The organism is Streptomyces inusitatus, from assembly GCF_014651115.1.
Lineage (GTDB): Bacteria > Actinomycetota > Actinomycetes > Streptomycetales > Streptomycetaceae > Streptomyces > Streptomyces amakusaensis.
This window is the reverse complement of sequence record NZ_BMWG01000001.1, coordinates 219,912-243,448: the sequence shown is the minus strand read 5'-3', so window position 1 is coordinate 243,448 and position 23,537 is coordinate 219,912. Positions and strand designations below refer to the sequence as shown.

23 protein-coding genes and 1 riboswitch are annotated in these 23,537 nt (G+C 73.3%); of the genes, 12 read left to right on the top strand and 11 right to left on the bottom strand.

The features are described from left to right. Positions 1-60 precede the first annotated feature (60 nt). A complete protein-coding gene (locus IE247_RS01080) occupies positions 61-1,065 on the top strand; it encodes an ArsR/SmtB family transcription factor (RefSeq protein ID WP_190120906.1) in 1,005 nt (334 codons plus the stop codon). On the opposite strand, the gene IE247_RS01075 is transcribed toward IE247_RS01080, so the two are convergent. Together IE247_RS01075 and IE247_RS01070 are read right to left on the bottom strand one after the other, a co-directional pair. Further along, a complete protein-coding gene (locus tag IE247_RS01075) occupies positions 1,062-1,538 on the bottom strand; it encodes a DUF6234 family protein (RefSeq protein ID WP_190120905.1) in 477 nt (158 codons plus the stop codon). The two genes, IE247_RS01080 and IE247_RS01075, sit on opposite strands and share 4 nt — an antisense overlap. Before the next feature lie 120 nt (positions 1,539-1,658). Further along, positions 1,659-2,399 carry an SLATT domain-containing protein gene (locus tag IE247_RS01070; protein WP_190120904.1) on the bottom strand — a complete coding sequence of 247 codons (741 nt, stop codon included), beginning with the start codon at positions 2,397-2,399 and terminating at the stop codon, positions 1,659-1,661. Positions 2,400-2,717: 318 nt separating this feature from the next. Here IE247_RS01070 and IE247_RS01065 point away from each other — a divergent pair, with 318 nt between their 5' ends. The 7 genes from IE247_RS01065 to IE247_RS01035 all read left to right on the top strand — a co-directional run bounded on the left by IE247_RS01065 (position 2,718) and on the right by IE247_RS01035 (position 9,554). Continuing rightward, a complete protein-coding gene (locus IE247_RS01065) occupies positions 2,718-3,053 on the top strand; it encodes a YbaB/EbfC family nucleoid-associated protein (protein WP_190120903.1) in 336 nt (111 codons plus the stop codon). Between the two features lie 85 nt (positions 3,054-3,138). Beyond that, complete coding sequence (recR, locus tag IE247_RS01060; protein WP_190120902.1) at positions 3,139-3,738, top strand: recombination mediator RecR; 600 nt, start codon at positions 3,139-3,141, stop codon at positions 3,736-3,738. Further along, positions 3,731-4,387, top strand: a complete 657-nt coding sequence (locus IE247_RS01055) for a DUF5063 domain-containing protein (protein WP_190120901.1) — start codon at positions 3,731-3,733, stop codon at positions 4,385-4,387. Before recR ends, IE247_RS01055 begins: the two co-directional genes overlap by 8 nt. Positions 4,388-4,596: 209 nt before the next feature. Next, positions 4,597-5,868, top strand: a complete 1,272-nt coding sequence (locus IE247_RS01050; protein ID WP_190120900.1) for an aspartate kinase — start codon at positions 4,597-4,599, stop codon at positions 5,866-5,868. Then, complete coding sequence (locus tag IE247_RS01045; protein ID WP_190120899.1) at positions 5,865-6,923, top strand: aspartate-semialdehyde dehydrogenase; 1,059 nt, start codon at positions 5,865-5,867, stop codon at positions 6,921-6,923. The genes IE247_RS01050 and IE247_RS01045 overlap by 4 nt, the downstream gene beginning before the upstream one ends. Positions 6,924-7,572: 649 nt before the next feature. Continuing rightward, a complete protein-coding gene (locus IE247_RS01040; protein WP_190121373.1) occupies positions 7,573-8,145 on the top strand; it encodes a SigE family RNA polymerase sigma factor in 573 nt (190 codons plus the stop codon). Next, the gene (locus IE247_RS01035) at positions 8,142-9,554 is read left to right on the top strand and encodes a hypothetical protein (protein WP_229868406.1); all 1,413 of its coding nucleotides are present in this window, start codon (positions 8,142-8,144) and stop codon (positions 9,552-9,554) included. Before IE247_RS01040 ends, IE247_RS01035 begins: the two co-directional genes overlap by 4 nt. Positions 9,555-9,658: 104 nt before the next feature. Here the strand turns inward: IE247_RS01035 and IE247_RS01030 are convergent, their stop codons facing one another. Together IE247_RS01030 and IE247_RS01025 are read right to left on the bottom strand one after the other, a co-directional pair. After that, a complete protein-coding gene (locus IE247_RS01030; protein WP_190120898.1) occupies positions 9,659-10,414 on the bottom strand; it encodes an SURF1 family protein in 756 nt (251 codons plus the stop codon). A gap of 27 nt (positions 10,415-10,441) precedes the next feature. Next, complete coding sequence (locus IE247_RS01025) at positions 10,442-12,289, bottom strand: S9 family peptidase (protein ID WP_190120897.1); 1,848 nt, start codon at positions 12,287-12,289, stop codon at positions 10,442-10,444. A gap of 70 nt (positions 12,290-12,359) precedes the next feature. Here IE247_RS01025 and IE247_RS01020 point away from each other — a divergent pair, with 70 nt between their 5' ends. After that, complete coding sequence (locus IE247_RS01020) at positions 12,360-13,211, top strand: class I SAM-dependent methyltransferase (RefSeq protein WP_190120896.1); 852 nt, start codon at positions 12,360-12,362, stop codon at positions 13,209-13,211. A 35-nt stretch (positions 13,212-13,246) separates the two neighbouring features. Here IE247_RS01020 and IE247_RS01015 read toward each other — a convergent pair whose 3' ends face one another. From IE247_RS01015 to IE247_RS01005, 3 genes are all read right to left on the bottom strand, one after another. Beyond that, positions 13,247-13,549 carry a DUF6191 domain-containing protein gene (locus IE247_RS01015; protein ID WP_190120895.1) on the bottom strand — a complete coding sequence of 101 codons (303 nt, stop codon included), beginning with the start codon at positions 13,547-13,549 and terminating at the stop codon, positions 13,247-13,249. A gap of 51 nt (positions 13,550-13,600) precedes the next feature. Continuing rightward, entirely contained in the window at positions 13,601-14,341 is a 741-nt protein-coding gene (locus IE247_RS01010) for a 4'-phosphopantetheinyl transferase family protein (RefSeq protein ID WP_190120894.1), read from the bottom strand. Positions 14,342-14,491: 150 nt separating this feature from the next. Beyond that, positions 14,492-15,067: a TerD family protein gene (locus IE247_RS01005; protein WP_190120893.1), complete on the bottom strand. Its 576-nt coding sequence runs from the start codon at positions 15,065-15,067 to the stop codon at positions 14,492-14,494. A gap of 230 nt (positions 15,068-15,297) precedes the next feature. Between IE247_RS01005 and cbiE the strand changes: the two genes are divergently transcribed. Together cbiE and cobM are read left to right on the top strand one after the other, a co-directional pair. Then, positions 15,298-16,533, top strand: a complete 1,236-nt coding sequence (gene cbiE, locus IE247_RS01000) for a precorrin-6y C5,15-methyltransferase (decarboxylating) subunit CbiE (protein ID WP_190120892.1) — start codon at positions 15,298-15,300, stop codon at positions 16,531-16,533. Positions 16,534-16,594: 61 nt separating this feature from the next. Then, positions 16,595-17,344 carry a precorrin-4 C(11)-methyltransferase gene (gene cobM, locus IE247_RS00995; protein ID WP_190120891.1) on the top strand — a complete coding sequence of 250 codons (750 nt, stop codon included), beginning with the start codon at positions 16,595-16,597 and terminating at the stop codon, positions 17,342-17,344. A 34-nt stretch (positions 17,345-17,378) separates the two neighbouring features. On the opposite strand, the gene IE247_RS00990 is transcribed toward cobM, so the two are convergent. Continuing rightward, on the bottom strand, positions 17,379-18,503 hold the full coding sequence (locus IE247_RS00990) for a cobalt-precorrin-5B (C(1))-methyltransferase (RefSeq protein WP_190120890.1): 1,125 nt from the start codon (positions 18,501-18,503) through the stop codon (positions 17,379-17,381). A gap of 23 nt (positions 18,504-18,526) precedes the next feature. On the opposite strand from IE247_RS00990, the gene IE247_RS00985 reads away from it, so the two are divergent. Further along, positions 18,527-19,285, top strand: coding sequence for a cobalt-precorrin-6A reductase (locus IE247_RS00985; protein ID WP_190121371.1), 759 nt, complete (start codon positions 18,527-18,529; stop codon positions 19,283-19,285). A 165-nt stretch (positions 19,286-19,450) separates the two neighbouring features. On the opposite strand, the gene IE247_RS00980 is transcribed toward IE247_RS00985, so the two are convergent. The 3 genes from IE247_RS00980 to cobG all read right to left on the bottom strand — a co-directional run bounded on the left by IE247_RS00980 (position 19,451) and on the right by cobG (position 23,312). Beyond that, a complete protein-coding gene (locus tag IE247_RS00980) occupies positions 19,451-20,950 on the bottom strand; it encodes a precorrin-2 C(20)-methyltransferase (protein ID WP_190120889.1) in 1,500 nt (499 codons plus the stop codon). Further along, complete coding sequence (locus IE247_RS00975; protein ID WP_190121370.1) at positions 20,947-21,573, bottom strand: precorrin-8X methylmutase; 627 nt, start codon at positions 21,571-21,573, stop codon at positions 20,947-20,949. Before IE247_RS00975 ends, IE247_RS00980 begins: the two co-directional genes overlap by 4 nt. 266 nt (positions 21,574-21,839) lie before the next feature. Continuing rightward, positions 21,840-23,312, bottom strand: coding sequence for a precorrin-3B synthase (gene cobG / locus IE247_RS00970; RefSeq protein ID WP_229868391.1), 1,473 nt, complete (start codon positions 23,310-23,312; stop codon positions 21,840-21,842). Between the two features lie 93 nt (positions 23,313-23,405). After that, positions 23,406-23,502, top strand: a riboswitch (cobalamin riboswitch). Positions 23,503-23,537: the final 35 nt, after the last annotated feature.

Below are 23,537 nucleotides of genomic sequence, written 5' to 3'. Positions count from 1 at the left end.
CGCGCGGGCCAGGGTTGAGACTCTGAGCGAAACGATGGCGCGGCGCGGACGGGGAGAGCAGTGATCCGGATCCACTTCACGGCCGCCGACTTCGCCCGGGTCCGGTTCGCTCCCCGGCCGTCCCCGTTGGCCGAGCTGAACACGGCGCTGCTGACGATGAGCCGCCCCGACGGGCGGCTGCTCTTCGGGCGTTGGAGACAGCGGGTGCTGCGCTCCCTGCCGGGTGCCGTCGGGCCGCTGCGGGAGCTCGTCCCCGCTCGCGAGGCCCCTCGCTTCATCGATGTGTTCAGCGAGACCCTCGACGAAGGGCTGAACACCGTCCGGGCCTCCCGCCCGGAGCTGGTCCGCTCCGAGATCGAGCGGGTCTACGCCACGCACCCGACCCCGGCGCCCCCATGGGTCCGCGATCTGCACCGGAGCGACCCCGCCGCCTGGCAAGTCCTCCGCCGCGCGCAGCACTCGGCCTTCGAAACGATCGTGCGCCCGGTGTGGGATGTGGTGCGGGACTTGCATCACGCCGAGTTCACCCGGCACGCCCTGGCCGTGGCCGAACACGGCATCGGCGCGGCGCTCACCGGGACAGGGACAGGGACAGGGACAGGGACAGGGACCGGGACCGGGCACGTCCGCGAGGACGTCTGGGAGATCGAGGGCCCGGAGCAGGACATCCGCCTGCGCGGACGCGGCGTACTCCTCCGGCCCACCTTCCACTGGACCGGCCACCCTCTCATCGCCGACCTCCCCGGCCACCCGCTGGTCGTCACCCTCCCCGCCGGCCCCGGCCTCCCCCTCACGCCCACCGGCTTCCCGACCGCCCCCACGGCCCTCGCCGCAGTCCTCGGCCACACCCGCGCCGACATCCTCCTTCTCCTCACCCGAGAGCACACCACCACCGCCCTCGCCCACCACCTCCGCCTCTCCGCCCCCACCATCTCCACCCACACCGCCGCCCTCCGCGCCGCCGGCCTCATCACCACCACCCGCACGGGCCGCGCGGTGCTGCACCGCCGTACCGCTCTGGGGAGCCTGCTGGCGCGGGGCCGTACGGAAGACGGCCCGGCCTAGCCGCCGAGGCACTCGCTGCTGTCGCCCCCGGACCGGCAGAGCGAGCCCGGACCGCGCTCGGTCGGGGCGGGCTGTGGGCGCGCCTCGCGCTCCGCGTGGTTTATTCCGATGACGGCCGCGCTCACCAGGGCCAGCCCGGCGAAGGCCTGGACGCCGCTGCTGATGACCACGCGTGCCCTGAACAGCAGGATCGCGGACACCAGGACGATGCCGCCGACCGCGGCCACGTAGGTGAGAGGGCGGACGAGGGAGAGGGGCGAGTTGTCGGCCCCAGGGTCGAACAACGTGTATCCCACGGTGTCGAGTCCGAAGACGAACGCGATGAGGGCGGCGACGGCGTCGATCACGAGCAGGCCGATCGCGAGCGCGATGTCCGCGCCCGCGCGTAACCACTTGTGCCGCTGCGGCGGCGGGGGATGGGCGCCCACTGGATGGCTGGGGTGGGGAGTCGGCCACGAGGGCGGCGTAGTCATGGGACCAGCGTCGCTCAGAAGCGGGCCGGGGTCCTGAGTACCTCTACTCAGGACCCCGGGCACGGCCGACGAACCGAGGGCGATCGCCCGGACGGAACCCACCCGACAAGCTCCCCGATGTCAGCGCGGCGACTCCGGGGGCCGTTGGCGGGGCATGTTGGGGCGGGTGCCCGGGGGGAGGGAGGTGCGGGTGGGGTGAGGGGTGGGGTCGGTGGGGCGGGTGGGGGAGGGGAGAGGGGTGGAGTGGAGGGCGAGGGGGGGTGGGGTGCCGGCGAATTCGCGCATCCAGTCGGCGGTTTCGGTGCGGACGAGGTCGGTGATGTCCTCGGAGAATCGGCGGAGCACCCCGAGGCAGCGCTCGGCGGCCTCGGAGGCGGTGCCCTCGGTGGGGCCGAGGACCTCGCGGACGCTCTCCGAGGCCCAGTCGAACTGGAGGGCCTGGAGCCGGCGCTGTACGGCCTGTGCGGTGGCGACGTTGCGCATCCAGCCGGAGGTCACGCCGAAGTAGCGGTCGCAGGCGAGGCAGGCGGCTCCGAGGAGGAGGGCGAGGTAGCCCCAGCCGGCGGCGCCGGGGAGGGCGCCGATCAGATCGGTGAGGGGGAGGGCGGCCCCGGCGACGAAGCCGGCGGCGGCGACGGAGCGCAGGGCGCGGCCGGTGCGGCGCTTCCAGACGCGGTCCCGCAGATACCACTCCACGGTGCGCAGCGCGCCGGACTCGACCCAGCGGAACAGCTCGTCGAGGCGCTCGGCGGGCTCGCCCCAGTCGCCGAGCGGGAAGGGCCTTCCGGTCAGATCACCGCGCGGCGCCTCGCCGCGCTCCTCCCGGGCGGGCCCCCCGGGCTGCATCTCCGGCTGGCTCACCGGGGCACTCCTCTGAACGACGTGACGGATGAACGAAGGGGGCATGACTCTGTGTGACGGTGACGGTGACGGTGTCGGTGACGCGGGGTGTGCTTGTGTATGGCACGCATGCTGTCGCGCAAGCCCTTTCCTACCGCCGAACGGTGCCTCGTGAGGCGGAAACCCCAATATTTCCGACCACACCCGGGCGGTGATCAGGTAGAGGACCCGCACGATACTCACTCGAAAGAGGTGCCGTCGCGGGGTTCGGCGAGCCGCCCGGGCACCACGTAGGCTCGGCATACCGAACAACCGTCGTCGAAGTGCACAGGAGTGACCGTGATCCCCGGTGGTGGCCAGCCCAATATGCAGCAGCTTCTCCAGCAGGCCCAGAAGATGCAGCAGGACCTCGCCCGTGCCCAGGAGGAGCTGGCCCGTACCGAGGTGGACGGCCAGGCCGGCGGCGGGCTCGTCCGGGCCACGGTGACCGGCTCCGGGGAGCTGCGCGCCCTGGTGATCGACCCGAAGGCGGTCGACCCCGAGGACACCGAGACGCTCGCCGATCTGGTCGTGGCCGCGGTGCAGGCCGCCACGGAGAACGCGCAGCAGTTGCAGCAGCAGAAGATGGGGCCGCTCGCCCAGGGGCTGGGCGGGATGCCGGGTCTGCCCTTCTGATCCGGGTCCGCCCTTCTAAAGCGGGGGCGGGAGCAACTACCGTACGAGCCGTAGGGGCTGTACGAGCAGAGGAAGAGGCAGTCCGTTGTACGAAGGCGTGGTTCAGGACCTCATCGACGAACTGGGCAGGCTGCCCGGCGTCGGTCCCAAGAGCGCGCAGCGGATCGCCTTCCACATCCTCCAGTCGGAGCCCACCGACGTCCGCCGGCTGGCCCACGCCCTGCTGGAAGTGAAGGACAAGGTCCGGTTCTGCGCGGTCTGCGGCAACGTCGCTCAGCAGGAGCTGTGCAACATCTGCCGCGACCAGCGCCGGGACCTCTCCGTCATCTGTGTGGTGGAGGAGTCCAAGGACGTTGTGGCGATCGAGCGGACCCGGGAGTTCCGGGGCCGCTACCACGTGCTCGGCGGGGCGATCAGCCCCATCGAGGGCGTGGGCCCCGATGATCTGCGGATTCGTGAGCTGCTGGCCCGTCTCGCGGACGGGACGGTGACCGAGTTGATCCTCGCCACGGACCCCAATCTGGAGGGCGAGGCCACCGCCACGTATCTGGCGCGCATGATCAAGCCGATGGGCCTCCGGGTCACTCGGCTGGCCAGCGGTCTGCCCGTGGGGGGAGACTTGGAATACGCCGACGAGGTCACGCTGGGGCGTGCCTTCGAGGGGAGACGACTTCTCGATGTCTGATGTCATGCTGCACGCGACACATCAGGACCCCGCCGATTTCGCGGTCCAGATCGCGGATTCGATCGAGTCCTTCATCGTCGCGACCACAGAGGTCGCCAGGGGCGACGAGCCCGACAGCGCGGTGCCCTTCCTGTTGCTGGAGGTCTCCCAGCTGCTGCTGACCGGCGGCCGGCTGGGCGCGCACGAGGACATCCTCCCGGACGAGAGGTACGAGCCGGACACCGGCCCGGAGCCGGATGTGGACGATCTGCGCGAGCGGTTCGCGGTGCTGCTCGACCCGGTGGACGTGTTCTCCGAGGTCTTCGACCCGTACGAGCCGCGCAAGGCCCCCGTCGCGTTCCGCGTCTCCGACAATCTCGCCGACATCATCACCGATCTGCGGCACGGCCTCGCCCACTACCGGGCCGGCCGGACCACCGAGGCGCTGTGGTGGTGGCAGTTCTCGTACTTCTCCAACTGGGGTCCGACCGCGTCCGCGACCCTGCGCGCCCTTCAGTCGCTGGTCGCCCATGTCCGTCTCGACCAGCCGCTCCAGGAGCTGGACGGGCTGGACACGGACGAGGATCTCGCGGAGGACGCGCTGGCGGAGGAGGCCGGCAAGGTGATGGCCGAGGAGATCGCGGCCCCGCTGGGTCTGCGTACCGGCTGAGCCGCCCCCCCTGTTCCATGTGTGCGCCGCCGCACAACCCGGCGTACACCGCCGCCGCCTGGGCAGTAGTCGCTCCGAGCAAGGTTCGTGATCACTCTCTGAGCAACGCGTCTCACGATGTGACTGCCCCGGGATCGGGACGGACCGCTCGTTAGACTGAGCCGACCGCAGTACATGGCTGTGGTGGAGAAACCGAGCGAGGAGCGCACGTGGGCCTTGTCGTGCAGAAGTACGGGGGTTCCTCCGTTGCCGATGCCGAGGGCATCAAGCGCGTCGCCAAGCGGATCGTGGATGCCAAGAAGGACGGCCATCAGGTCGTCGTCGTGGTGTCGGCGATGGGCGACACGACGGACGAGCTGATCGATCTGGCCGGGCAGGTGTCCCCGATCCCCGCCGGGCGCGAGTTCGACATGCTGCTGACCGCCGGGGAGCGCATCTCCATGGCGCTGCTGGCCATGGCGATCAAAAACCTGGGCCACGAGGCCCAGTCCTTCACGGGCAGCCAGGCCGGCGTCATCACCGACTCGGTCCACAACAAGGCGCGCATCATCGATGTGACGCCCGGGCGGATCCGTACCGCGCTGGACGAGGGCAATATCGCCATCGTCGCGGGCTTCCAGGGCGTGTCCCAGGACAAGAAGGACATCACCACGCTCGGCCGGGGCGGCTCCGACACCACCGCCGTCGCCCTCGCCGCCGCGCTGGACGCCGAGGTCTGTGAGATCTACACCGATGTGGACGGCGTCTTCACCGCCGACCCCCGGGTGGTCTCCAAGGCCCGGAAGATGGAGTGGATCCCCTTCGAGGACATGCTGGAGCTGGCCGCTTCGGGGTCCAAGGTGCTGCTCCACCGCTGCGTCGAGTACGCCCGCCGATACAACATTCCGATCCATGTGCGCTCGTCCTTCTCCGGACTGCGCGGCACCTGGGTCAGCAATCAGCCGCAGGGAGACCAGCAGGTGGAGCACGCCATCATCTCCGGAGTCGCCCACGACGTCTCCGAGGCCAAGGTCACGGTCGTCGGGGTGCCCGACAAGCCGGGCGAGGCCGCGGCGATCTTCCGTACGATCGCCGATGCCGAGATCAACATCGACATGGTCGTCCAGAATGTGTCGGCGGCCGCCACGGCCCTCACCGACATCTCCTTCACCCTTCCGAAGACGGACGGCGCCAAGGCGATCGACGCGCTGGAGAAGGCGAAGGGCGCGATCGGCTTCGACTCGCTGCGCTACGACGACCAGATCGGCAAGATCTCGCTGGTCGGCGCGGGCATGAAGACCAACCCCGGGGTCACCGCCTCCTTCTTCGAGGCGCTCTCCGACGCGGGGGTGAACATCGAGCTGATCTCCACCTCCGAGATCCGTATCTCCGTGGTCACCCGCGCCGACGATGTGAACGAGGCCGTGCGCGCCGTGCACACCGCCTTCGGCCTGGACAGCGACACCGACGAGGCCGTCGTCTACGGAGGCACCGGGCGATGACCCGCAAGCCGGCGCTCGCGGTCGTCGGGGCGACCGGAGCCGTCGGTGCGGTGATGCTGGAGATCCTCTCCCAGCACGAGAACGTCTGGGGCGAGATACGCCTTCTCGCCTCGCCGCGCTCGGCCGGCCGGGTGCTGGCCGTGCGCGGCGAGGAGTGCGAGGTGCTCGCGCTCGGCGAGGAGACGCTCGGCGGGGTCGATGTGGCCCTCTTCCTGGTGCCCGCCGAGGTGTCCGCGCGCTGGGCGCCGGTCGCCGTCGCCCGGGGCGCCGTGGTCGTGGACAGCTCGGCCGCCTTCCGGCTCGATCCGGAAGTCCCGCTGGTGGTCCCCGAGGTCAACCCCCATGCCGCGCGGATCCGTCCGCGCGGCATCGTGGCGAGCCCGCACGACACCACCCTCGCGATGATCCCCGCGGTGGGCGCGCTGCACGCCGAATTCGGCCTGCGGGAGCTGGTCGTCTCCTCCTACCAGGCCGTCAGCGGCGAGGGCAGGGACGCGGTGGCCGCACTGCGGTCCCAGCTCTCGCTGGTCGCCGGTACGGAGCTGGGCTCGACGCCCGGCGATGTGCGCCGGGCCGTGGGCGAGGCCGGACTCGGGCCGTTCGCCGCCCCGCTCGCGCTCAATGTGATGCCCTGGGCGGGCGTGCCGGCGGACGACGGCTGGTCGTCCGAGGAGCTGGGGCTGCGCGACGAGACCCGCAGGATCCTGGATCTGCCGGCGCTGCGGGTGGCGGCGACCTGTGTCCGGGTGCCGGTCCTCACCGCCCACTCGCTCACGGTCCACGCCCGGTTCGAGCGCGAGGTCACGGTGGAGCGGGCGCACGAGATCCTGGCGACCTCCCCCGGTGTGGTGCTCTACGACGATCCCGCCTCGGGCGGCTTTCCCACCCCCGCCGATGTGGTCGGCACGGATCCGACCTGGGTGGGCCGGGTGCGGCGGGCGCTGGACGATCCGTGCGCGCTGGAGCTTTTCGTCTGCGGCGACAACCTCCGCAAGGGGGCCGCGCTGAATTCCGCGCAGATCGCGGAAGCGATCGCCGCCGAATTCTCCCGGTGATATCAACCCTGGCGTTAGATGTCTGTTGTCTGGTGTCTTGTCCGTGATTTTCCGGTCGGATTCCTGGGTGTTGATCCTTGATCGCTCCCGCCCCGGTCCACCCTGACCAGGCTTTCTCATGGCCTGGGGTGGATGTGGTGTCAGTGGCGGTTTGTAGGATCTGTGAACGCCCCAGGGGAAGCCTGTGGACAGATCGAAGGTCTGTACCATTTGGCCCTGAGTGTGGGGCGGCCAGGAATTCGCTCCCCAGGTCCTGCAACCAGCGGCCTGGTGTGAGGCGTCTTCGCGGTCACCTCAATACGGTGCCGCAAAAATGGGGCATTGGGGAAAAGCGAGTACGCATGAGGGCAAATAAAACTCCGTCAAAGACGGTGGCGTACGCGTACAACCCTGACGGGGGGAAGCGTGTCCAACAGTTGTGGCAGACGTACTCGACATCGCAGGGGTGGTGCCGGTCCGCAGCAGCGCGCCGATGCGCCTGCTCCGGAGCGGCACAGCGGTCCCGGTCCGCGGCGCATCGACGCGCGGGAGTTCAGTGGCACCGGCCCGCGGTGACCGCGGCACGGCCGACGGCACCGGCACCGGCACCGCGACGGGCGCACGCGGCGCCTTCGCCCGCCCGGGGCGCGGACGCCGCCCGTCAGGCGGCATGCCGGTGATCGCTCCGATGCCCACGCCCCGCACCACCCGGATCCCCTCCCAGCGCGAGGGCACGGACACGGCCGCCGCCGGCACCACCGTCGACCACCTCACCGAGACCTACCGCGCCCATTACCGGTCGCTGCTCGGCCTCGCCGCCCTCCTCCTCGACGACACCGCCTCCTGCGAGGACGTGGTCCAGGAGGCGTTCATCCGCGTCCACTCGGCGCGCAACCGCGTCCGCGACCCGGAGAAGACCCTCGCCTATCTGCGGCAGACCGTGGTCAACCTCTCCCGGTCCGCGCTGCGCCGCCGCATCCTCGGGCTCAAGCTGCTCTCCAAGCCCATGCCGGACATGGCGAGCGCCGAAGAGGGCGCGTACGACCAGTTGGAGCGCGACGCGCTGATCAAGGCCATGCGCAAGCTCCAGCGCCGCCAGCGCGAGGTGCTCGTGCTGCGGTACTTCGCCGACATGACCGAGGCCCAGGTCGCCGAGACGCTCGGCATATCCCTCGGCTCGGTGAAGGCGTACGGCTCCCGGGGCATAGCGGCGCTGCGCGTCTCCATGGAGGCCTCGGCATGAACGCCGACAAGAACAACTTTGAGCCGCACGGGCCGGACGGGCCGTTTGACGACCGGACTGGGAACAAGATGGCGAACAACGGGCCGAGCGACGGGCCGGACGCCGGGCACGACGGCGGCGACGCGGACGGCATGACCCGGGAACACACCGGGGAACGGGCCCGCGAGGCCGAGGAACCCGGCACCGCGACCGGTGCGACCGGGGGCGCGGTGAAGGAATCCGGCGTCGGTACGGAGAAGTCCGGCGGTACGCAGGGGAAGTCCGGCGGTACGGAGAAGAGGGCCGGAGCCGAGGACGCGGACGAGCCGGGCGGGGCGGGCGACGCCCTGGACCTCGGCGCGCTGCTCAAGGCCACGACCCCGGGCGACGCCACGGACGAACTGGCCCTGCGGCGGCTGTTCCACGGCGCGGTGGACGAGCTCGCGCCCTCCGAAGGCGCTCTCGACCATCTGCGCAAGGCGGTGCCCGCTCGCCGGGCCCGTAAGAGGCAGGCCCTGATCGGGGTGGCCGCGGCGGCGCTGCTGCTGGGCACGGCGATCCCCGCCTTCGTACATGTGTCGAACCCGTCCGGCGGTGACAAGACCGGCCCCGTCGCGATCGGGAACGACAACATCCAGGGCGGTCCCGGGACCGAGGCCGAGAAGCAGAAGGAACGGGAGAAGAAGGCCAAGGAGAAGGCGGCCGGGGCGAGCGGCGCCCCCAGCGGAAAGCCCCAGAAGCCCAAGGACCGCGAGGAGAAGGACCGGCCGAGCGAGTCCCCCGGCACCCGCCCGGGCAAGGACACCGGGGGCGGCGGCTCCACCGGCGGTGGCGACACTCCGACCGGGCCCCCGGACGAGGCCCCCGCCGACGCGCTGGTCTGCGATGCCGCACGCCTCTCCGTCGCCGTGCAGGAAGCCGGTCTCCCGGATGCCGAGGGCAAGGTGTACGGGGTCTTCCGCGTCTCCAACGTCTCCGGCGACGCCTGCTCGGTCGGCGGCGGCGCGGTCGGCGTCCAGACGCTGGGCGCGGCCGACCCGGCCAAGGTGAGCGTGGTCCGGCACACGGCGGACGGCCCGGCGACCGGGCTGCCCGACCCGTCGCTGGAGGCCGATTCGCTGCTGCTGGAGCCGACCCAGTCGTACGAGGTGCGCTTCGCCTGGGTGCCGAGTGAGACCTGCCCGACCACGGACGGCGGCGAGTCCCCCGCCCCGACCCCCACGGACGACGGGACCGGAGCGACCGAGGGCACCGGCGGCACGACCCCCGGGGAAGTCTCGGCCCAGCTCCTCACCGAGGACGGCGGCCTCCAGGACGGCAGCATCTCGGTGACCCATGTCGCCGATCCGGGCGCGCCGACGGCCCAGGCGGCCATCCCCAACGCCTGCGCGGGGACGGTCTACCAGACCGGCCTGCTGAGCGCGGGATAGCCGGCCCGGCATCCGCCGCGCCCCGCCCCACCCGGTCATGACACCGGCCCCGCCGCTGAGAGCGCGGCGGGGCCGGGGCGCGCAGGGGGCGGGGCACGGGCGGATCAGACCGGCTCGGGCTCCAGCCCCAGCTCACGGTCGCGGACCGCCTCCGCCTCACGGCGCACCAGGCGGAACCACATGAAGAGCACGAACGCCGCGAAGACGAACCACTCGCCGGTGTACCCCAGGTTCTGGAACGCCTTCATGTCCAGCCCATTGCCCTCGGCGACGGCGGCGGGCACCGCCCTCATCGAGCCGTCGGCCTCCGTCAGGGTGATCCAGGCGTCGTGGACGTCGTCCGGCACGAGGTTCACCAGCGAGGCGGCGCTGATCATCCCGAGCTGTCCGGCGGGCAGCCCGCCGGCCGTGTGCACACCGTCCGTCCCCATGTTCTCCGAGGCCTGGAGCCAGCCGGTCACCGTGACCTCGCCGGCGGGAGGGGCCGGGGCGGGAGCGCCCTTGGCGACCCAGCCCCGGACGACCGGAAGCGTCTTCCCGCCGTCGGTCCTCAGCAGCGTCAGCACATAGTCGCCGCGCTCGCCCTTCACCGACCGGTCGGGCACCCGGAACTGCTCGCCGTACACCCCGGTGGCCTCGGCGGGCCGGCCGGAGGTCTTCTTGTCGACCGGCAGCAGCTCCTCCAGCGGCACCGCGCCCCGCTCACCGGGCGCGGGCTCCCGCTTGGCCTCCTGGTGGGTGTCCACCCGTTCCTCGAACTTGCCGAGCTGCCAGGTCCCCATGAAGAGACAGAAGGGGATCGCCAGCACGACGAAGACATTGATGCCCCACCACCGGGGCGTCAGCAGGAAGCGGTACACCCCTCCACGGTACGGAACGGGCTTCGGCTACCGAGGTCCGCCCCCCTCGGTCGTGCCTTCGAGGGCCGTCCGCCCCGCCGGGCCTGCCCCGGCCAGCCGGGCGGCGACGAAGTCGATCTCCATCCTGAGCTGCTTGATCCGCTCCTCCACCACCAGCGAGCCGTGCCCCGCGTCGTACCGGTAGACCTCGTGGGCCGCGCCGCGCGCCGCCAGCCGGTCGACGTAGTTCTCCACCTGGCGGATCGGGCAGCGCGGGTCGTTGACGCCCGCCGAGATGTAGACCGGGGCGCGCACCGCGTCCACATAGGTCAGCGGGGACGAGGCCTCGTACCGCTCGGGCACCTCTTCCGGGGTGCCGCCCAGCAGGGTGCGGTCCATCGACTTCAGGGCCTCCATCTCGTCGTGGTAGGCCGTCACATAGTCGGCGACCGGCACCGCGGCGAGCCCCAGCGCCCAGGAATCGGGCTGGGTGCCGAGACCGAGCAGGGTCAGATAGCCGCCCCAGGAACCGCCGGCCAGGATCAGCCGCCCGGGGTCGGCGAGCCCCGACTTCACCGCCCAGTCGCGGACGGCCGCGATGTCCTCCAGCTCGATCAGCCCGACCCGGTGCTTCAGCGCGTCCGTCCACGCCCTGCCGTAGCCCGTGGAGCCCCGGTAGTTGACCCGCACGACCGCGAAGCCGTGGTCGACCCAGGCCGCCGGACCGGCCGCGAAGGCGTCGCTGTCGTGCCAGGTCGGGCCGCCGTGGATCTCGAAGACCGTGGGCAGCGGGCCCTCGGTCCCCGCCGGGCGCTGCACCAGCGCGTGCACCCGGCCGCCGGGCCCCTCGACCCACACATCCTCCACCGGCACCGACTCCGGGGCCTTGAGCCCCGGCGGGTCGAGGACGGTCCCGCCCGCGGTGGAGCGCACCTGCGGCGGCAGCGCGGCCGAGGACCACAGATACTCGACCTCGCCCGACGGCCGGGCCGTCGCCCCCGAGACCGAGCCGGCGGGGGTCTCGATCCGCGTCAGCCCGCCCGAGGCCAGGTCGTACCGCCACAGCTCGCCGCGCGCCTCGAAGCTGTGCGCGACCAGCAGACCGGATCCGTCCGGATACCACTCCGCGTTGACGTCGCCCGGCAGGTCGATCGCGAGATCGGTCTGCTCCCCGGAGGCCACGTCCCAGATCATCGGCTCCCAGCGGCCCCGCCGCTGATGGCCCACGAGCAGCCGGGTGTCCCCCTCCACCGGGGCGAAACCGAGCACCTCAAGACCCAGCTCCCGGGTGCCGCCCCGGGTGTCGTCCAGCTCGGCCACCGGGGAGCCGTCGAGCCGCACCACCCGCAGGGCCGCGTGCATCGCGTCGCCGTGCTCGGTGTGCTCGATCGCGATCAGCGTCCCGTCGTGCGACAGATCGCCGACCCCGGCCGACTCCCGGTGCCGGTAGATCTCGACCGGCTCGGCCCCCTCGCGCACCACATGGACGGTGGTGCCCTCCTCGTCGGTCGAGCGGCCGACCACCGACGCGCCGTGCCGCCCGACGGCCAGCCCCGCCGAGTAGGAGGGCGCGAGACCAGGCGCGGCCGGCACATCCTCCCCGCCCTCGAAGGGCTGCCGCAGCCATATCCCGAACTCGTCGCCGTCGCTGTCGGAGAACCACCAGACCGAGGAGCCGTCCGGCGACAGCACCCCGTCGGTCGTGCCGCTCGGGCGGTCGGTGACCTGCCGCTGCCCGCCGGTGGCCCGGTCCCACGCGTACAGCTCGTAGGTCCCGGTGGCGTTCGACACGAAGAGGGAGCGGTCGGGCGCGTCCACCGCCCAGTCGGGGAGGGAGACGCGCGGTGCGCGGAAGCGCTTCTCCCAGTCGGGCATCGGATCGGTGATCTCAGTCATGACCCCATTCTGCGCCGGGCCTCGGACAATTCGTTCGCGTCGCCCTCAGCCTGTGGATAACTTCGGACGCATGTCTTCTGCTCCCACCCCTTCCGATTCCGGACTTCCCGACGGCTGGCTCGAAGCCAACCGCTCCAACTGGGACGGACGCGTCCCCGTCCATGTCGCCAGCGACTTCTACGATCTGGACGCCTTCCGCGCGGGCAAGGAGGTGCTGCGCGACTTCGAGGTGGCCGAGGTCGGCGAGGTGACCGGCCGCAGCCTGCTGCACCTTCAGTGCCACTTCGGACAGGACACGCTCGCCTGGGCCCGGCGCGGGGCGAAGCGGGTCGTGGGGCTCGACTTCTCGGAGCCGGCGGTGGAGGCCGCGCGCGAGCTGGCGGCGGACCTGGGCATGGGGCCGGACCGCGCCGCGTTCGTCGCCGCCGATGTGTACGACGCGCGGGAGGCCGTCCCCGACCCCGTGTACGACATCGTCTACACCGGCACCGGCGCGCTGAGCTGGCTCCCGGACATCCGGCGCTGGGCCGAGACCGCCGCCTCGCTCGTCGCGCCCGGCGGATTCCTCTATCTCGCCGAATTCCATCCGATCACCGACGTCCTCGACGACGAGACGGGCTCACACGTCGTCCACGACTACTTCTCGCGCGAGCCGTGGATCGAGGACGAGACCGACACCTACGCGGATCTGGACGCCGAGCTGGTCCACACCCGGAGCGTGGAGTGGCAGCACCCGATCGGGGACGTCGTCAGCGCGCTCTGCGCCACCGGGCTGCGGCTGGAGTTCCTGCACGAGCACGACACCTCGCTCTTCCCGCGCTTCGACAACTTCGTCACCGCCGGCGACGGCTACTACCGCTTCCCGGCGGAGAGGCCGAAGATCCCGCTCATGTACTCGCTCAAGGCGACCCGGCCCCTCTGACCACCGGGAACCCCCGGCCGGGCCCGGGCGGGGGCTCAGGAGGTCTTCGGAGCGCGGGGGAGGCGTACCACCGCACGGCCGCCGTCCAGATCGACGGTGGAGCGGTGCGGCGGTGCGCCGTCCTCCTCGTCGTCCTTCATCAGCAGGGCGCTCTGGCGCTCCTTCAGCTCGTTCTGCTTGCCCGCCGAGAACGTCGCGTGCAGCTGCTCGAAGCCGGTCGCGGAGACCTGCCCCCGCCGCTTGCCGCGCCCGGTCGCCCGCAGCAGCTGATCGCCGAAGGCTATGACCACGAGCAGGATCACCAGCCCGGGAAGGGTCGCGAAGACTACAAACTCCATGGCGTCGGTCTCCAGTGCGAAGGGCGGAAAGCGGGCGTGGGACCGGGGAGGTCAGGGGACGGCGGCGACGGCCACGGCCGCCGCGTAGCCGGGGTCGACCGGTACGTCGGTGAGCCGCCAGCCCGCCACCTGGACTGGGCGGGGGCCCGCGCCGACATGGGTGCGGGCCAGATCCTCGTTGAGCCCCACGCCGGACGCCTTCAGCACCGCTTCCTTGCGCGTCCAGCAGCGGGCGAAGGCGAAGGGCCGCTCCCCGGCCGGCAGCCCCGCCAGCTCGGCGCGCTCGCCCGGGTGGAGTTCGCCCGCGATCTCGTCGACCGTCGCGGCGGAGGGCAGATTCTCGACATCGGCCCCGACCGGGACCGGGGCCAGCGTGATCAGCACCAGGCCCTCGGTGTGGGAGAGGGAGAAGTGCACCGGGTCCCCGGATATCGCGGGGCGGCCGTGCGGGCCGCCGCACTGGGTGCACGGCTTACGGGTCAGGGCGACCGCCTCGGGCGGCAGGCCGAGCCGCTCGCCGAGCAGTCGGCGCAGAGCGACATGGGCGACCGCGTAGGCGTCGCGGTCGACGGGGCGGCGGAAGGCGTCGAGACGGGCCGACTCCGCGCCGTCGAGCAGCCGCCGATGGGCCAGCGCCTCGGCCGCGAGGGCGGGCACCCGGCCCAGCCAGAGCCGCTCCACACCGGGAGGCGGCGAGAGCGGGGAGGGCGGGGAGGACTGCGAGATCGGCGAAGGCCGTGAGGTCGACGGGGGACCCCCGGCGGGTTCGGCGGAGTGCTCGGTCGTCGCCATGCGTGCCTTCTCCTCGGGCTCCGTCGGTCCGGGGCGTACGAATCCGGCGCGCCGCGAAGGGCGCGCCGGATCCATGAGTACGGGCATCCGGTGTCCGCGCGCAAGGGCCTGCGCTCCGGACACCGGATGTCATCGCACGGTGGTGTCGGCTCAGATGTTGACGCCGAAGTCCTGCGCGATGCCGCGCAGGCCCGAGGCGTAGCCCTGGCCGACGGCGCGGAACTTCCACTCCGCGCCATTGCGGTACAGCTCGCCGAAGACCATCGCGGTCTCGGTCGAGGCGTCCTCGCTCAGGTCATAGCGGGCCAGCTCGGCTCCGCCGGCCTGGTTGACCACGCGGATGAACGCGTTGCGGACCTGGCCGAAGGACTGGCCGCGGCTCTCGCCCTCGTGGATCGAGACCGGGAAGACGATCTTCGCGGCCTCGGCGGGGACGCCCGCCAGATTGACCTTGATCTGCTCGTCGTCACCTTCGCCGGCGCCGGTGAGGTTGTCACCGGTGTGCTCGACGGAGCCCTCGGGGCTCTTCAGGTTGTTGAAGAAGATGAAGTGCTGGTCGGAGAGCACCTTGCCGGCCGCGTCCACCAGCAGGGCGCTGGCGTCCAGGTCGAAGTCGGTGCCGGTGGTGCTGCGTACGTCCCAGCCCAGGCCCACGATTACCGCAGACAGGCCCGGGGCCTCCTTGCTGAGCGAGACATTGCCGCCCTTGGACAGGCTGACACCCATGGAAATCCCCTGCGCAATCCGGCGCGGGCCGCGCCTTTCTTGACGTTTGCTGTGCCCAACCGAGCCAACGAGTGACCTGCTCCCTCAGTTCCCGTACCGCCCCCTTATCCAAGCGGTCGGAGTAATCCCGGGCCCCGGGCCCCCGGGCCGGGGGCGCGAGCAGGGGCGCACGGCCAGTAAAGTGCGCCTCCGTCCCCCGCAACGCCCACGAACACCCGAGGTACCAGGCAGTGACCTCCGCACCTTCCACCCCGCCGGCCGTCACCGTGGTCGGTATCGGGGCCGACGGATGGTCCGGCCTCCCCGACGGCTCGCGCACGGCGCTCGCCGACGCCGAGGTGCTGATCGGGGGCGCGCGCCAGCTCGATCTGCTCCCGGAGCGCTGCACCGGCGTGCGCGTGCCCTGGCCGTCGCCGCTGCGCCCCGCCGTACCCGCCCTTCTCGCCGCCCACGCCGGCCGCCGCGTAGCCGTCCTGGCCAGCGGCGACCCCATGCACTACGGCATCGGCCGGGCCCTCGTCGAAGAGCTGGGCCCCGCCGCCGTACGGGTGCTGCCGCACCCCTCGTCCGTCTCGCTGGCCGCCGCCCGCCTCGGCTGGCCGCTGGAGGACACGGAGGTCGTCACCCTCGTCGGCCGCCCCTCGGCCCGGCTCGCCGCCGCCCTCCACGAGGGGCGGCGGCTGCTGGTGCTGTCCGCCGGGGCGGGCACCCCGGCGGAGGTCGCCGCCCTGCTGCGCGCGCGGGGCTTCGGACCGAGCCGGATACGGGTGCTCGAACAGCTCGGCGGGGCCCGCGAGCACACCGTCGAAGGCACCGCCGACGACTGGCCCCACCCGCCCGGCGACCCGCTCAACACCATCGCCGTCGAGTGCCGCCGCGCCCCGGACGCCCTGCGGCTGGGGGCCGTGCCCGGACTGCCCGACACGGCGTACGAACACGACGGCCAGCTCACCAAGCGCCATGTCCGCGCCGCCACCCTCGGCGCGCTCGCGCCCGCGCCCGGCGAACTGCTCTGGGACATCGGCGGCGGATCGGGGTCCATCGCGATCGAGTGGATGCGTACGCACCCCTCCTGCCGGGCGGTCACCGTCGAGCGGGACCCGGTGCGCGCCGGGCGCGTCGCCGCCAACGCGGACCGGCTCGGCGTCCCCGGGCTGCGCGTCGTCACCGGCCCCGCGCCCGCCGCGCTCGCCGGGCTGCCCGTCCCCGACGCGGTGTTCATCGGCGGCGGACTCACCGCCCCGGGGCTGCTCGACGCCTGCTGGGAGGCGCTTCCGGCGGGCGGCCGGCTGGTCGCCAACACCGTGACCCTGGAGTCCGAGGCGCTGCTGGCCGACCGCTACCGGCACTACGGCGGCGAGCTGATCCGGCTCGCGGTGGCGCACGCCGTGCCCGTCGGCGCGTTCACCGGATGGCGGCAGGCGATGCCGGTCACCCAATGGGCCGTCGTGAAGCCCCGGCCATGAAGCACCCGCACCATCCGGACGGGCTCCGGGAGCCCGGCGCCCACTCAGCAGGAGACGACAGATGACCGTGTACTTCATCGGCGCCGGCCCCGGCGCCGCCGACCTGATCACCGTGCGGGGCGCCCGGACCCTCGCCGACTGCCGGGTCTGTCTGTACGCGGGCAGCCTGGTGCCGCGCGAACTGCTCGCCGAGTGCCCCCCGGACGCCCGGCTCGTGGACACCGCGCACCTCGACCTCGACCAGATCACCGAAGAGCTGGTCCGCGCCCACCGCGAGGGCCACGACGTGGCCCGGCTGCACTCCGGCGACCCCTCCGTCTTCAGCGCGGTCGCCGAGCAGATGCGCCGCCTCGACGCCGCCGGCGTGCCGTACGAGGTGATCCCCGGCGTACCCGCCTTCGCCGCCGCCGCCGCTGCCCTCAAGCGGGAGCTGACCGTGCCCACCGTCGGCCAGACGGTCATCCTCACCCGGATCGCGCACCGCGCCACCGCGATGCCCGAGGGCGAGGACCTGGCCACCCTCGGCCGCAGCGGCGCGCTGATCGTGCTGCATCTGGCCGCCCGCTACGCGGACCGGGTCGTCGAGGAGCTGCTGCCGCACTACGGCGCGGACTGCCCCGCCGCCGTGGTCGCCCTCGCCAGCCGCCCCGACGAGCTGATCCTGCGCGGCACCCTCGCCGACATCGCCGACCAGGTGAAGGCCGCCGGAATCATCCGTACCGCCGTCATCATCGTCGGCCGCACCCTCGGCGCGGAGGGGTTCCGGGACAGCCACCTCTACTCTCCGGAGCGCGACCGGCACCAGTGCTGAGCCGCCGCCGGTGCTGAGCCCGCCCGCTGAGTCCTCAGCGGGCGGGCGCGGCGCGCCCCACCACCGTTCCGGCCCGGTCGATGCAGATCACATCGACGGCCACCGGCGCGCCGCGCAGCACGGACAGCGCCTCGTCGCGCGCCGCCACCGCCACCAGATCGCCCAGCGGCACCCCCGCCGCCGCGCACAGCTGAAGCGCCGCGAGCCCGGTGTTGGCCACGGCGATCTCCTCGGCCAGCGCCGGGTCCGCGCCGCCGCGCCGGGCCAGCTCGGCGAGGAAGCCCTTGTCCACCTGGGAGCGGGCCGAGTGCAGATCCAGATGCCCGGCGGCCAGCTTCGACAGCTTCGCGAACCCGCCGCAGACCGTGAGCCGCCCCACCGGATGACGGCGTACGTACTTCAGCACCGCGCCCGCGAAGTCCCCCATGTCCAGCAGCGCGATCTCCGGCAGCCCGTACTGGGCCACCACCGTCTTCTCCGAGGTGGAACCGGTGCACGCCGCCAGATGGGAGTGCCCGGCCGCCAGCGCCACATCCACCCCGCGCCGGATCGAGTCGATCCACGCCGAGCAGGAGTACGGCACGACCACCCCGGTCGTCCCCAGGATCGACAGCCCGCCCAGGATCCCCAGCCGGGGGTTCCACGTGGAACGGGCGATCTCCTCGCCGTGGTCGACGGAGACCGTGATCTCCACATCGCCGCCCCCGCCGTGGGCCTTCGCGACCAGCGCCATGTGGTCCCGCATCATCTGCCGGGGCACCGGGTTGATCGCCGGCTCCCCGACCTCCAGCGGCAGCCCCGGCAGCGTGACCGTGCCCACGCCGGGCCCCGCCCGGAACACCACCCCCGACCCGGCCGGGAGCACCCGTACCGTCGCGCGCACCAGCGCTCCGTGAGTGACGTCCGGATCGTCCCCCGCGTCCTTGACCACCGCCGCCATGGCGCGTCCGTCCGCTGTCAGCTCCTCCTTGGCCAGCGCGAACGACGGCGTCTGTCCCTTGGGCAGCGTGATCGTCACCGGATCGGGGAAACTCCTGGTCAGCAGCGCTGTGTACGCGGCGGTCGCGGCCGCGGTCGCACAGGCCCCGGTCGTCCAGCCGGGGCGCAGCCCGGTGTGCTTGAGTTGGGCGCCGCGCCCGCCTTTCGCCTCACTGCTCATTAAGGGGTCCGTACTCCGTGCCTGTGCATGTCTTGATCCTCGGGGGGACGACCGAGGCCCGCCGGACCGCCGAGCTGCTCCACGGCCTCCCCGGGCTCCGGGTCACCAGCTCGCTCGCCGGACGGGTCGCCACGCCCAGGCTGCCGCCGGGGGAGGTCCGCGTCGGCGGGTTCGGCGGGGCCGAGGGGCTCGCCCGGTGGCTGCGCGAGCACGGGGTGGGGCTGCTCATCGACGCCACCCATCCCTTCGCGAGCACGATCAGTTTCAACGCGGCCGAGGCCGCCGCCACCGCCCATGTTCCCCTGCTCGCGCTCCGGCGGCCCGGGTGGGTCGACGCGGGGCCCGCCGCCGGCGACGACTGGCACCCGGCGGGCTCGCTGGAGGAGGCGGCCGCGATCCTGCCGGAGCTGGGGCGACGGGCCTTCCTCACCACCGGACGGATGGGGCTGGCGGCCTTCGCGGGCTGCGACGGGGTCTGGTTCCTGATGCGGTCCGTCGACCCGCCACAGGGGCCGCGCCCGGCGCGGATGGAGGTGCTGCTCGACCGGGGGCCGTTCACCCTGGAGGGGGAGCGGGAGCTGCTCGCGCGGCACCGGGTGGATGTGCTGGTGACGAAGGACAGCGGGGGTGCGGCGACCGCGCCGAAGCTGGTGGCGGCGCGGGAGGCGGGGGTGCCGGTGGTGGTGGTGAGGAGGCCGGGGGGGCCGGAGGGGGTGCGGGTGGTGGGGGACCCGGAGGGGGCGGTGGAGTGGGTGGCTCGGCTTGTCGGGTGCGGGCCCTGAGCCTCGGGGTCCGCACCCAATCTCCCCCTGGGCTCCGCCCGGGGGGACCCCCCGGACGGGCTGGATTGACGTGTCCGTTGGGTGCGGGTTCCCGAGCCTCGGGTCCGTCCTCAATCGCCGGACGGGCTGAAAAAACTTGCCCGCCCGGGCGGGAGTGGCTTCGGGTCAGTTCTCCGGGTAGCGGCGGGGGGTCCAGGTTATGTGGGGGCCGGGGGGGCGGGGGGTGGTGCGGGTTTGGGAGGAGCCGATGAGGAGGATGGTGCGCATGTCGACCTCGTCGGGGTTCAGCTCGCCGAGGGGGACGGTGCGGACGCTCTGCTCCGGGCCGCCGATGTCGCGGCCGACGACGACGGGGGTCTCCGGGGAGCGGTATTCGAGGAGCAGATCGCGGGCCTTGGCCACCTGCCAGGTGCGGCTGCGGGAGCCCGGGTTGTAGAGGGCGAGGACCAGATCGGCCGAGGCGGCGGCGCGCAGGCGCTCGGCGATGACCTCCCAGGGCTTGAGCCGGTCGGAGAGGGAGATGGTGGCGTAGTCGTGGCCGAGCGGCGCGCCCGCCGCGGCGGCGGCGGCGTTCGCGGCCGTCACGCCGGGGAGGACCCGTACGGGGACGTCCGCGTACTCCGGCTGTGCGGCGGCCTCCAGGACGGCGGTGGCCATCGCGAACACCCCGGGGTCGCCCCCGGAGACCACCGCGACGCGGCGGCCGCGCCGGGCCAGGTCGAGGGCGAACTCGGCGCGCTCAGACTCGACCTTGTTGTCCGAGCCGTGCCGCCGCTGGCCGCTCCGCTCGGGCACCCGGTCGAGATAGGTCGTATAGCCGACGAGGTCGTCGGCGGAGGCCAGCGCGCCCCGGCTCTCCGGCGTCAGCCACAGCGGCCCGGCGGGACCGGTGCCGACGACCACGACCTCGCCGCGCTCCCGCACGGCGGGGGCGGCGTCGACGCGGCTCGGCAGCACGGCCACCGCGAAGTACGGGACCGAGTCCGGATCCACCCCGGCGAGTTCGGCGGTGCGCTCGCCGGCCATGGTGGCGCGCTCGACATAGCGGGCCTCGTCCAGCCGCCCGGCGCGCTCCAGGGCGCGGCGCACCTTGGGGAACGTACGCCCCAGCTTCATCACCACCGCGACGTCGGTGGCGGCCAGCCGGGCGGTCAGCTCCTCCTCGGGCAGGGTGCCGGGCAGGATCGTCAGCACCTCCTCGCCCTCGGCGAGCGGTGCGCCGAGGCGGGCGGCCGCCGCGCTCACGGAGGTGACGCCGGGGACGACCTCGGTGTCGTAGCGGTCCGCGAGCCGCTTGTGCATGTGCATGTACGAGCCGTAGAAGAGCGGGTCGCCCTCCGCCAGCACCGCCACCGTGCGCCCGGCGTCGAGGTGGACGGCGAGCCGGGCGGCGGCCTCGGCGTAGAACTCCTCCATCGCGCCCCGGTAGCCGCCCGGGTGCTCGGTGGTCTCGGTGGTGACCGGGTAGACCAGCGCCTCTTCGATGTGGTCCGCGCGGATGTGCTTCGCCGCGATGGAGCGGGCGATGGACCGCCCGTGCCGGGCGCTGTGGTACGCGATCACATCCGCCTCGGCGATGATCTCCACGGCGCGTACGGTCATCAGCGACGGGTCGCCGGGGCCGAGTCCGACTCCGTACAGCCGGCCGGTGGTGGTGCCGCTCATTCTTCCTCGCTCGCGATCGCGTTGAGAGCGGCCGCCGCCATGGCGCTGCCGCCGCGCCGCCCCCGGACGACCAGGTGGTCGAGGCCGAGCGGGTGCTCGGCGAGGGCGTCCTTGGACTCCGCGGCGCCGATGAAGCCTACGGGGACGCCGATGACGGCGGCCGGGCGAGGTGCGCCGTCCGCGATCATCTCCAGGAGCCGGAAGAGGGCGGTGGGGGCGTTGCCGACGGCCACGACCGCGCCGTCGAGGCGGTCGCGCCACAGCTCCAGCGCGGCGGCGCTGCGCGTGGTGCCGAGTTCGGCCGCGAGGGCGGGCACGGACGGGTCGGAGAGCGTGCACACGACCTCGTTGTCGGCCGGGAGCCGCTTGCGGGTCACCCCGCTCGCGACCATGGCCACATCGCAGAGGATCGGCGCGCCCGCGCGCAGCGCGGCCCGGGCCCGGGAGACGACCTCGGGGCTGTAGGAGAGGTCGCGCACGAGATCGACCATCCCGCAGGCGTGGATCATCCGGACCGCGACCTGGCTGACGTCGGCGGGCAGACCCGTGAGGTCCGCTTCCGCCCGGATGGTGGCAAAGGACTGGCGGTAGATGGCCGCGCCGTCCTTCTCGTAGTCGAACACTGTGCTCTCGCCGCTCTCATTCATGGGGACGTCGGACGGCCGGGTCGCGGACCCGGCCGGTGTGGAGGTGCCACCGCAATGGTGGCGGTGCGGTGCGGACGGGGGCGCGGAGGGGTGCCGGATCGCGTGTACGCGTACGAGTACGGGTGTACGTGTACGGGTGTACGTGTACGGGTGTACGCGTACGGCGCTGACCGGCCGTGCCCCCGCTGTCCGCCCGCCCCGACCGTAGCCCGCGAGGCCGGCCGGGTGGGAGGGCGGTCCGGTCACGGGGCCTTCGGCGCGGTGCGCGAGCGGGCCGACGCCACGGCGGCGGCGAGACCGGGGACACTTCCCGGCGGCGGGGGCACGGCCGTGCCCGGCCGCCCGGCGCGGACCACGGACACCCGGTATCCCTCCGGCGCGGCGACCACGTCGACCCGGTCCCCGGGCGGGCGCCCGCAGCGCCGCTCGCAGCCGGACCAGTAAACGGGCAGCGGCGCGGGCGAGCCGCCCGTACCGCTGTCGCCCGTGCCGCCGTGGCCGAGCGCGTCCGCCGCGTCCGCCCGGACGTCCGCGAGGGACTTGGCGCAGCCCGGGCGGCCGATGCACGCGCCGACGCCGTGCCAGGGGGAGGCGTCCCCGGTGACCAGGCCGGTCGCGGCGAGGGCGGCGAGCCGTCCGGCGGCCCGCGCGGCGGGGACGCCGGGGACGACGACGCCGCGCCAGGGGGTCAGCCGCAGCTCGTCGCGGCCCTCCGTGCGGGCGCACTCGGCCAGGAGCCGCCACTGGGCGGCGGTCAGACGCCCCAGCGGGGCGAGGACCGAGAGCGCGGCGGGCGCGCCCGGCCGGGGCCCGGCGACGACACCGGTCGGCGGACCGCCCGAAGTGCCCGAAAGGTCCGCAGAGTCCGCCGTGCCCGGCGAAGTCCCGACGCCCCGTCGCGCCAGCCGTGACACCAGCTCGGGAAGGAGCGATCCGGCGGCCGCCCCGGGAAGATCGCCCACCCGCCAGGTCCGTCCCCGCCCGTCCGGCACGGCGGCAGCCGCGTCGAGGAAGACCTCCGCCGCCGTCAGCGCGGCGAGCGCCGCCGCCCCGCCCGGCACGGCGAGGACCCCCGTACCGGCTTCCGTACCTGCCTCCGTACCGGCTTCCGTGCCCAGGCGCAGCAGCGCCCCGCCCCCGGGGACCGCCGTCAGCGTCACGTCCGCGCCGAGCGCGGCGACGTCGCCGCGCCCGTCGTCCAGGGCGAAGAGGAACCGGCCCGAGAGGCCGCGCGCCGCCTCGCTCGCGCACAGCAGCCCGTCCAGGGCCCGCAGCCAGGGGCCGACGTCCCCCGCGCCCCGGCCGTCGAGGCCGGAGAGCGGGGAGGCGACGACATTGCGGACGCGTTCGTGGCCGCGCGAGGGCAGCAGTCCGGCCGTGTCGAGCAGCGTGGCCAGCTCCTGGCCGCAGCCGGCGCCGAGGCCGCGCAGCTGTACGTTCCCGCGCGACGTGAGATGCAGCACTCCGTCGCCGAGCCGCTCGGCGGCCCCGGCCAGCGCCTTCGCCTGCCGGCTCGTCAGCACTCCGCCGGGGACGCGGACCCGCGCGAGCGCGCCGTCGTCCGCCGTGTGGAGCCGCAGCGCGCCGGGACAGGCATCGCCCCCGTCGGCCGGACGCTCCCCGGGGCTGGCCCCGGGTCCGGCCCCGGGGCCGGAAGCGGAACGGTCCGCGGGGGGCACGGTCCCGGCCGGTGGGCCGGTGGGGGCGGTGGGCATGGCCGCGAGCATACCGATAATCACTCAAATCGTAGGTCCCATACGGAATGCGCGCCCCTTACGATACGGGGGAGCGGATCATCCGGTCCGTCATCGCCGGCGACGGCGACAGGGGAGGAAGCCCGGTGAGATTCCGGCGCGGTCCCGCCACTGTGAGCCCGGCCGGCCAGGTCGGGCGAGTCAGGAACTCCCGCCGTCCGACACCGCCCGGGGCGCGGAAACCCC

Excerpts from the sequence above, each read along its gene's own strand:
- IE247_RS01075 (WP_190120905.1), bottom strand. The coding sequence starts at position 1,538 with ATGACTACGCCGCCCTCGTGGCCGACTCCCCACCCCAGCCATCCAGTG.
- IE247_RS01055 (WP_190120901.1), top strand. The coding sequence starts at position 3,731 with ATGTCTGATGTCATGCTGCACGCGACACATCAGGACCCCGCCGATTTC.
- IE247_RS01045 (WP_190120899.1), top strand. The coding sequence starts at position 5,865 with ATGACCCGCAAGCCGGCGCTCGCGGTCGTCGGGGCGACCGGAGCCGTC.
- IE247_RS01040 (WP_190121373.1), top strand. The coding sequence starts at position 7,573 with ATGCCGGTGATCGCTCCGATGCCCACGCCCCGCACCACCCGGATCCCC.
- IE247_RS01035 (WP_229868406.1), top strand. The coding sequence starts at position 8,142 with ATGAACGCCGACAAGAACAACTTTGAGCCGCACGGGCCGGACGGGCCG.
- IE247_RS01025 (WP_190120897.1), bottom strand. The coding sequence starts at position 12,289 with ATGACTGAGATCACCGATCCGATGCCCGACTGGGAGAAGCGCTTCCGC.
- IE247_RS01020 (WP_190120896.1), top strand. The coding sequence starts at position 12,360 with ATGTCTTCTGCTCCCACCCCTTCCGATTCCGGACTTCCCGACGGCTGG.
- IE247_RS01015 (WP_190120895.1), bottom strand. The coding sequence starts at position 13,549 with ATGGAGTTTGTAGTCTTCGCGACCCTTCCCGGGCTGGTGATCCTGCTC.
- IE247_RS01010 (WP_190120894.1), bottom strand. The coding sequence starts at position 14,341 with ATGGCGACGACCGAGCACTCCGCCGAACCCGCCGGGGGTCCCCCGTCG.
- IE247_RS01005 (WP_190120893.1), bottom strand. The coding sequence starts at position 15,067 with ATGGGTGTCAGCCTGTCCAAGGGCGGCAATGTCTCGCTCAGCAAGGAG.
- cobM (WP_190120891.1), top strand. The coding sequence starts at position 16,595 with ATGACCGTGTACTTCATCGGCGCCGGCCCCGGCGCCGCCGACCTGATC.
- IE247_RS00990 (WP_190120890.1), bottom strand. The coding sequence starts at position 18,503 with ATGAGCAGTGAGGCGAAAGGCGGGCGCGGCGCCCAACTCAAGCACACC.
- IE247_RS00980 (WP_190120889.1), bottom strand. The coding sequence starts at position 20,950 with ATGAGCGGCACCACCACCGGCCGGCTGTACGGAGTCGGACTCGGCCCC.
- cobG (WP_229868391.1), bottom strand. The coding sequence starts at position 23,312 with ATGCCCACCGCCCCCACCGGCCCACCGGCCGGGACCGTGCCCCCCGCG.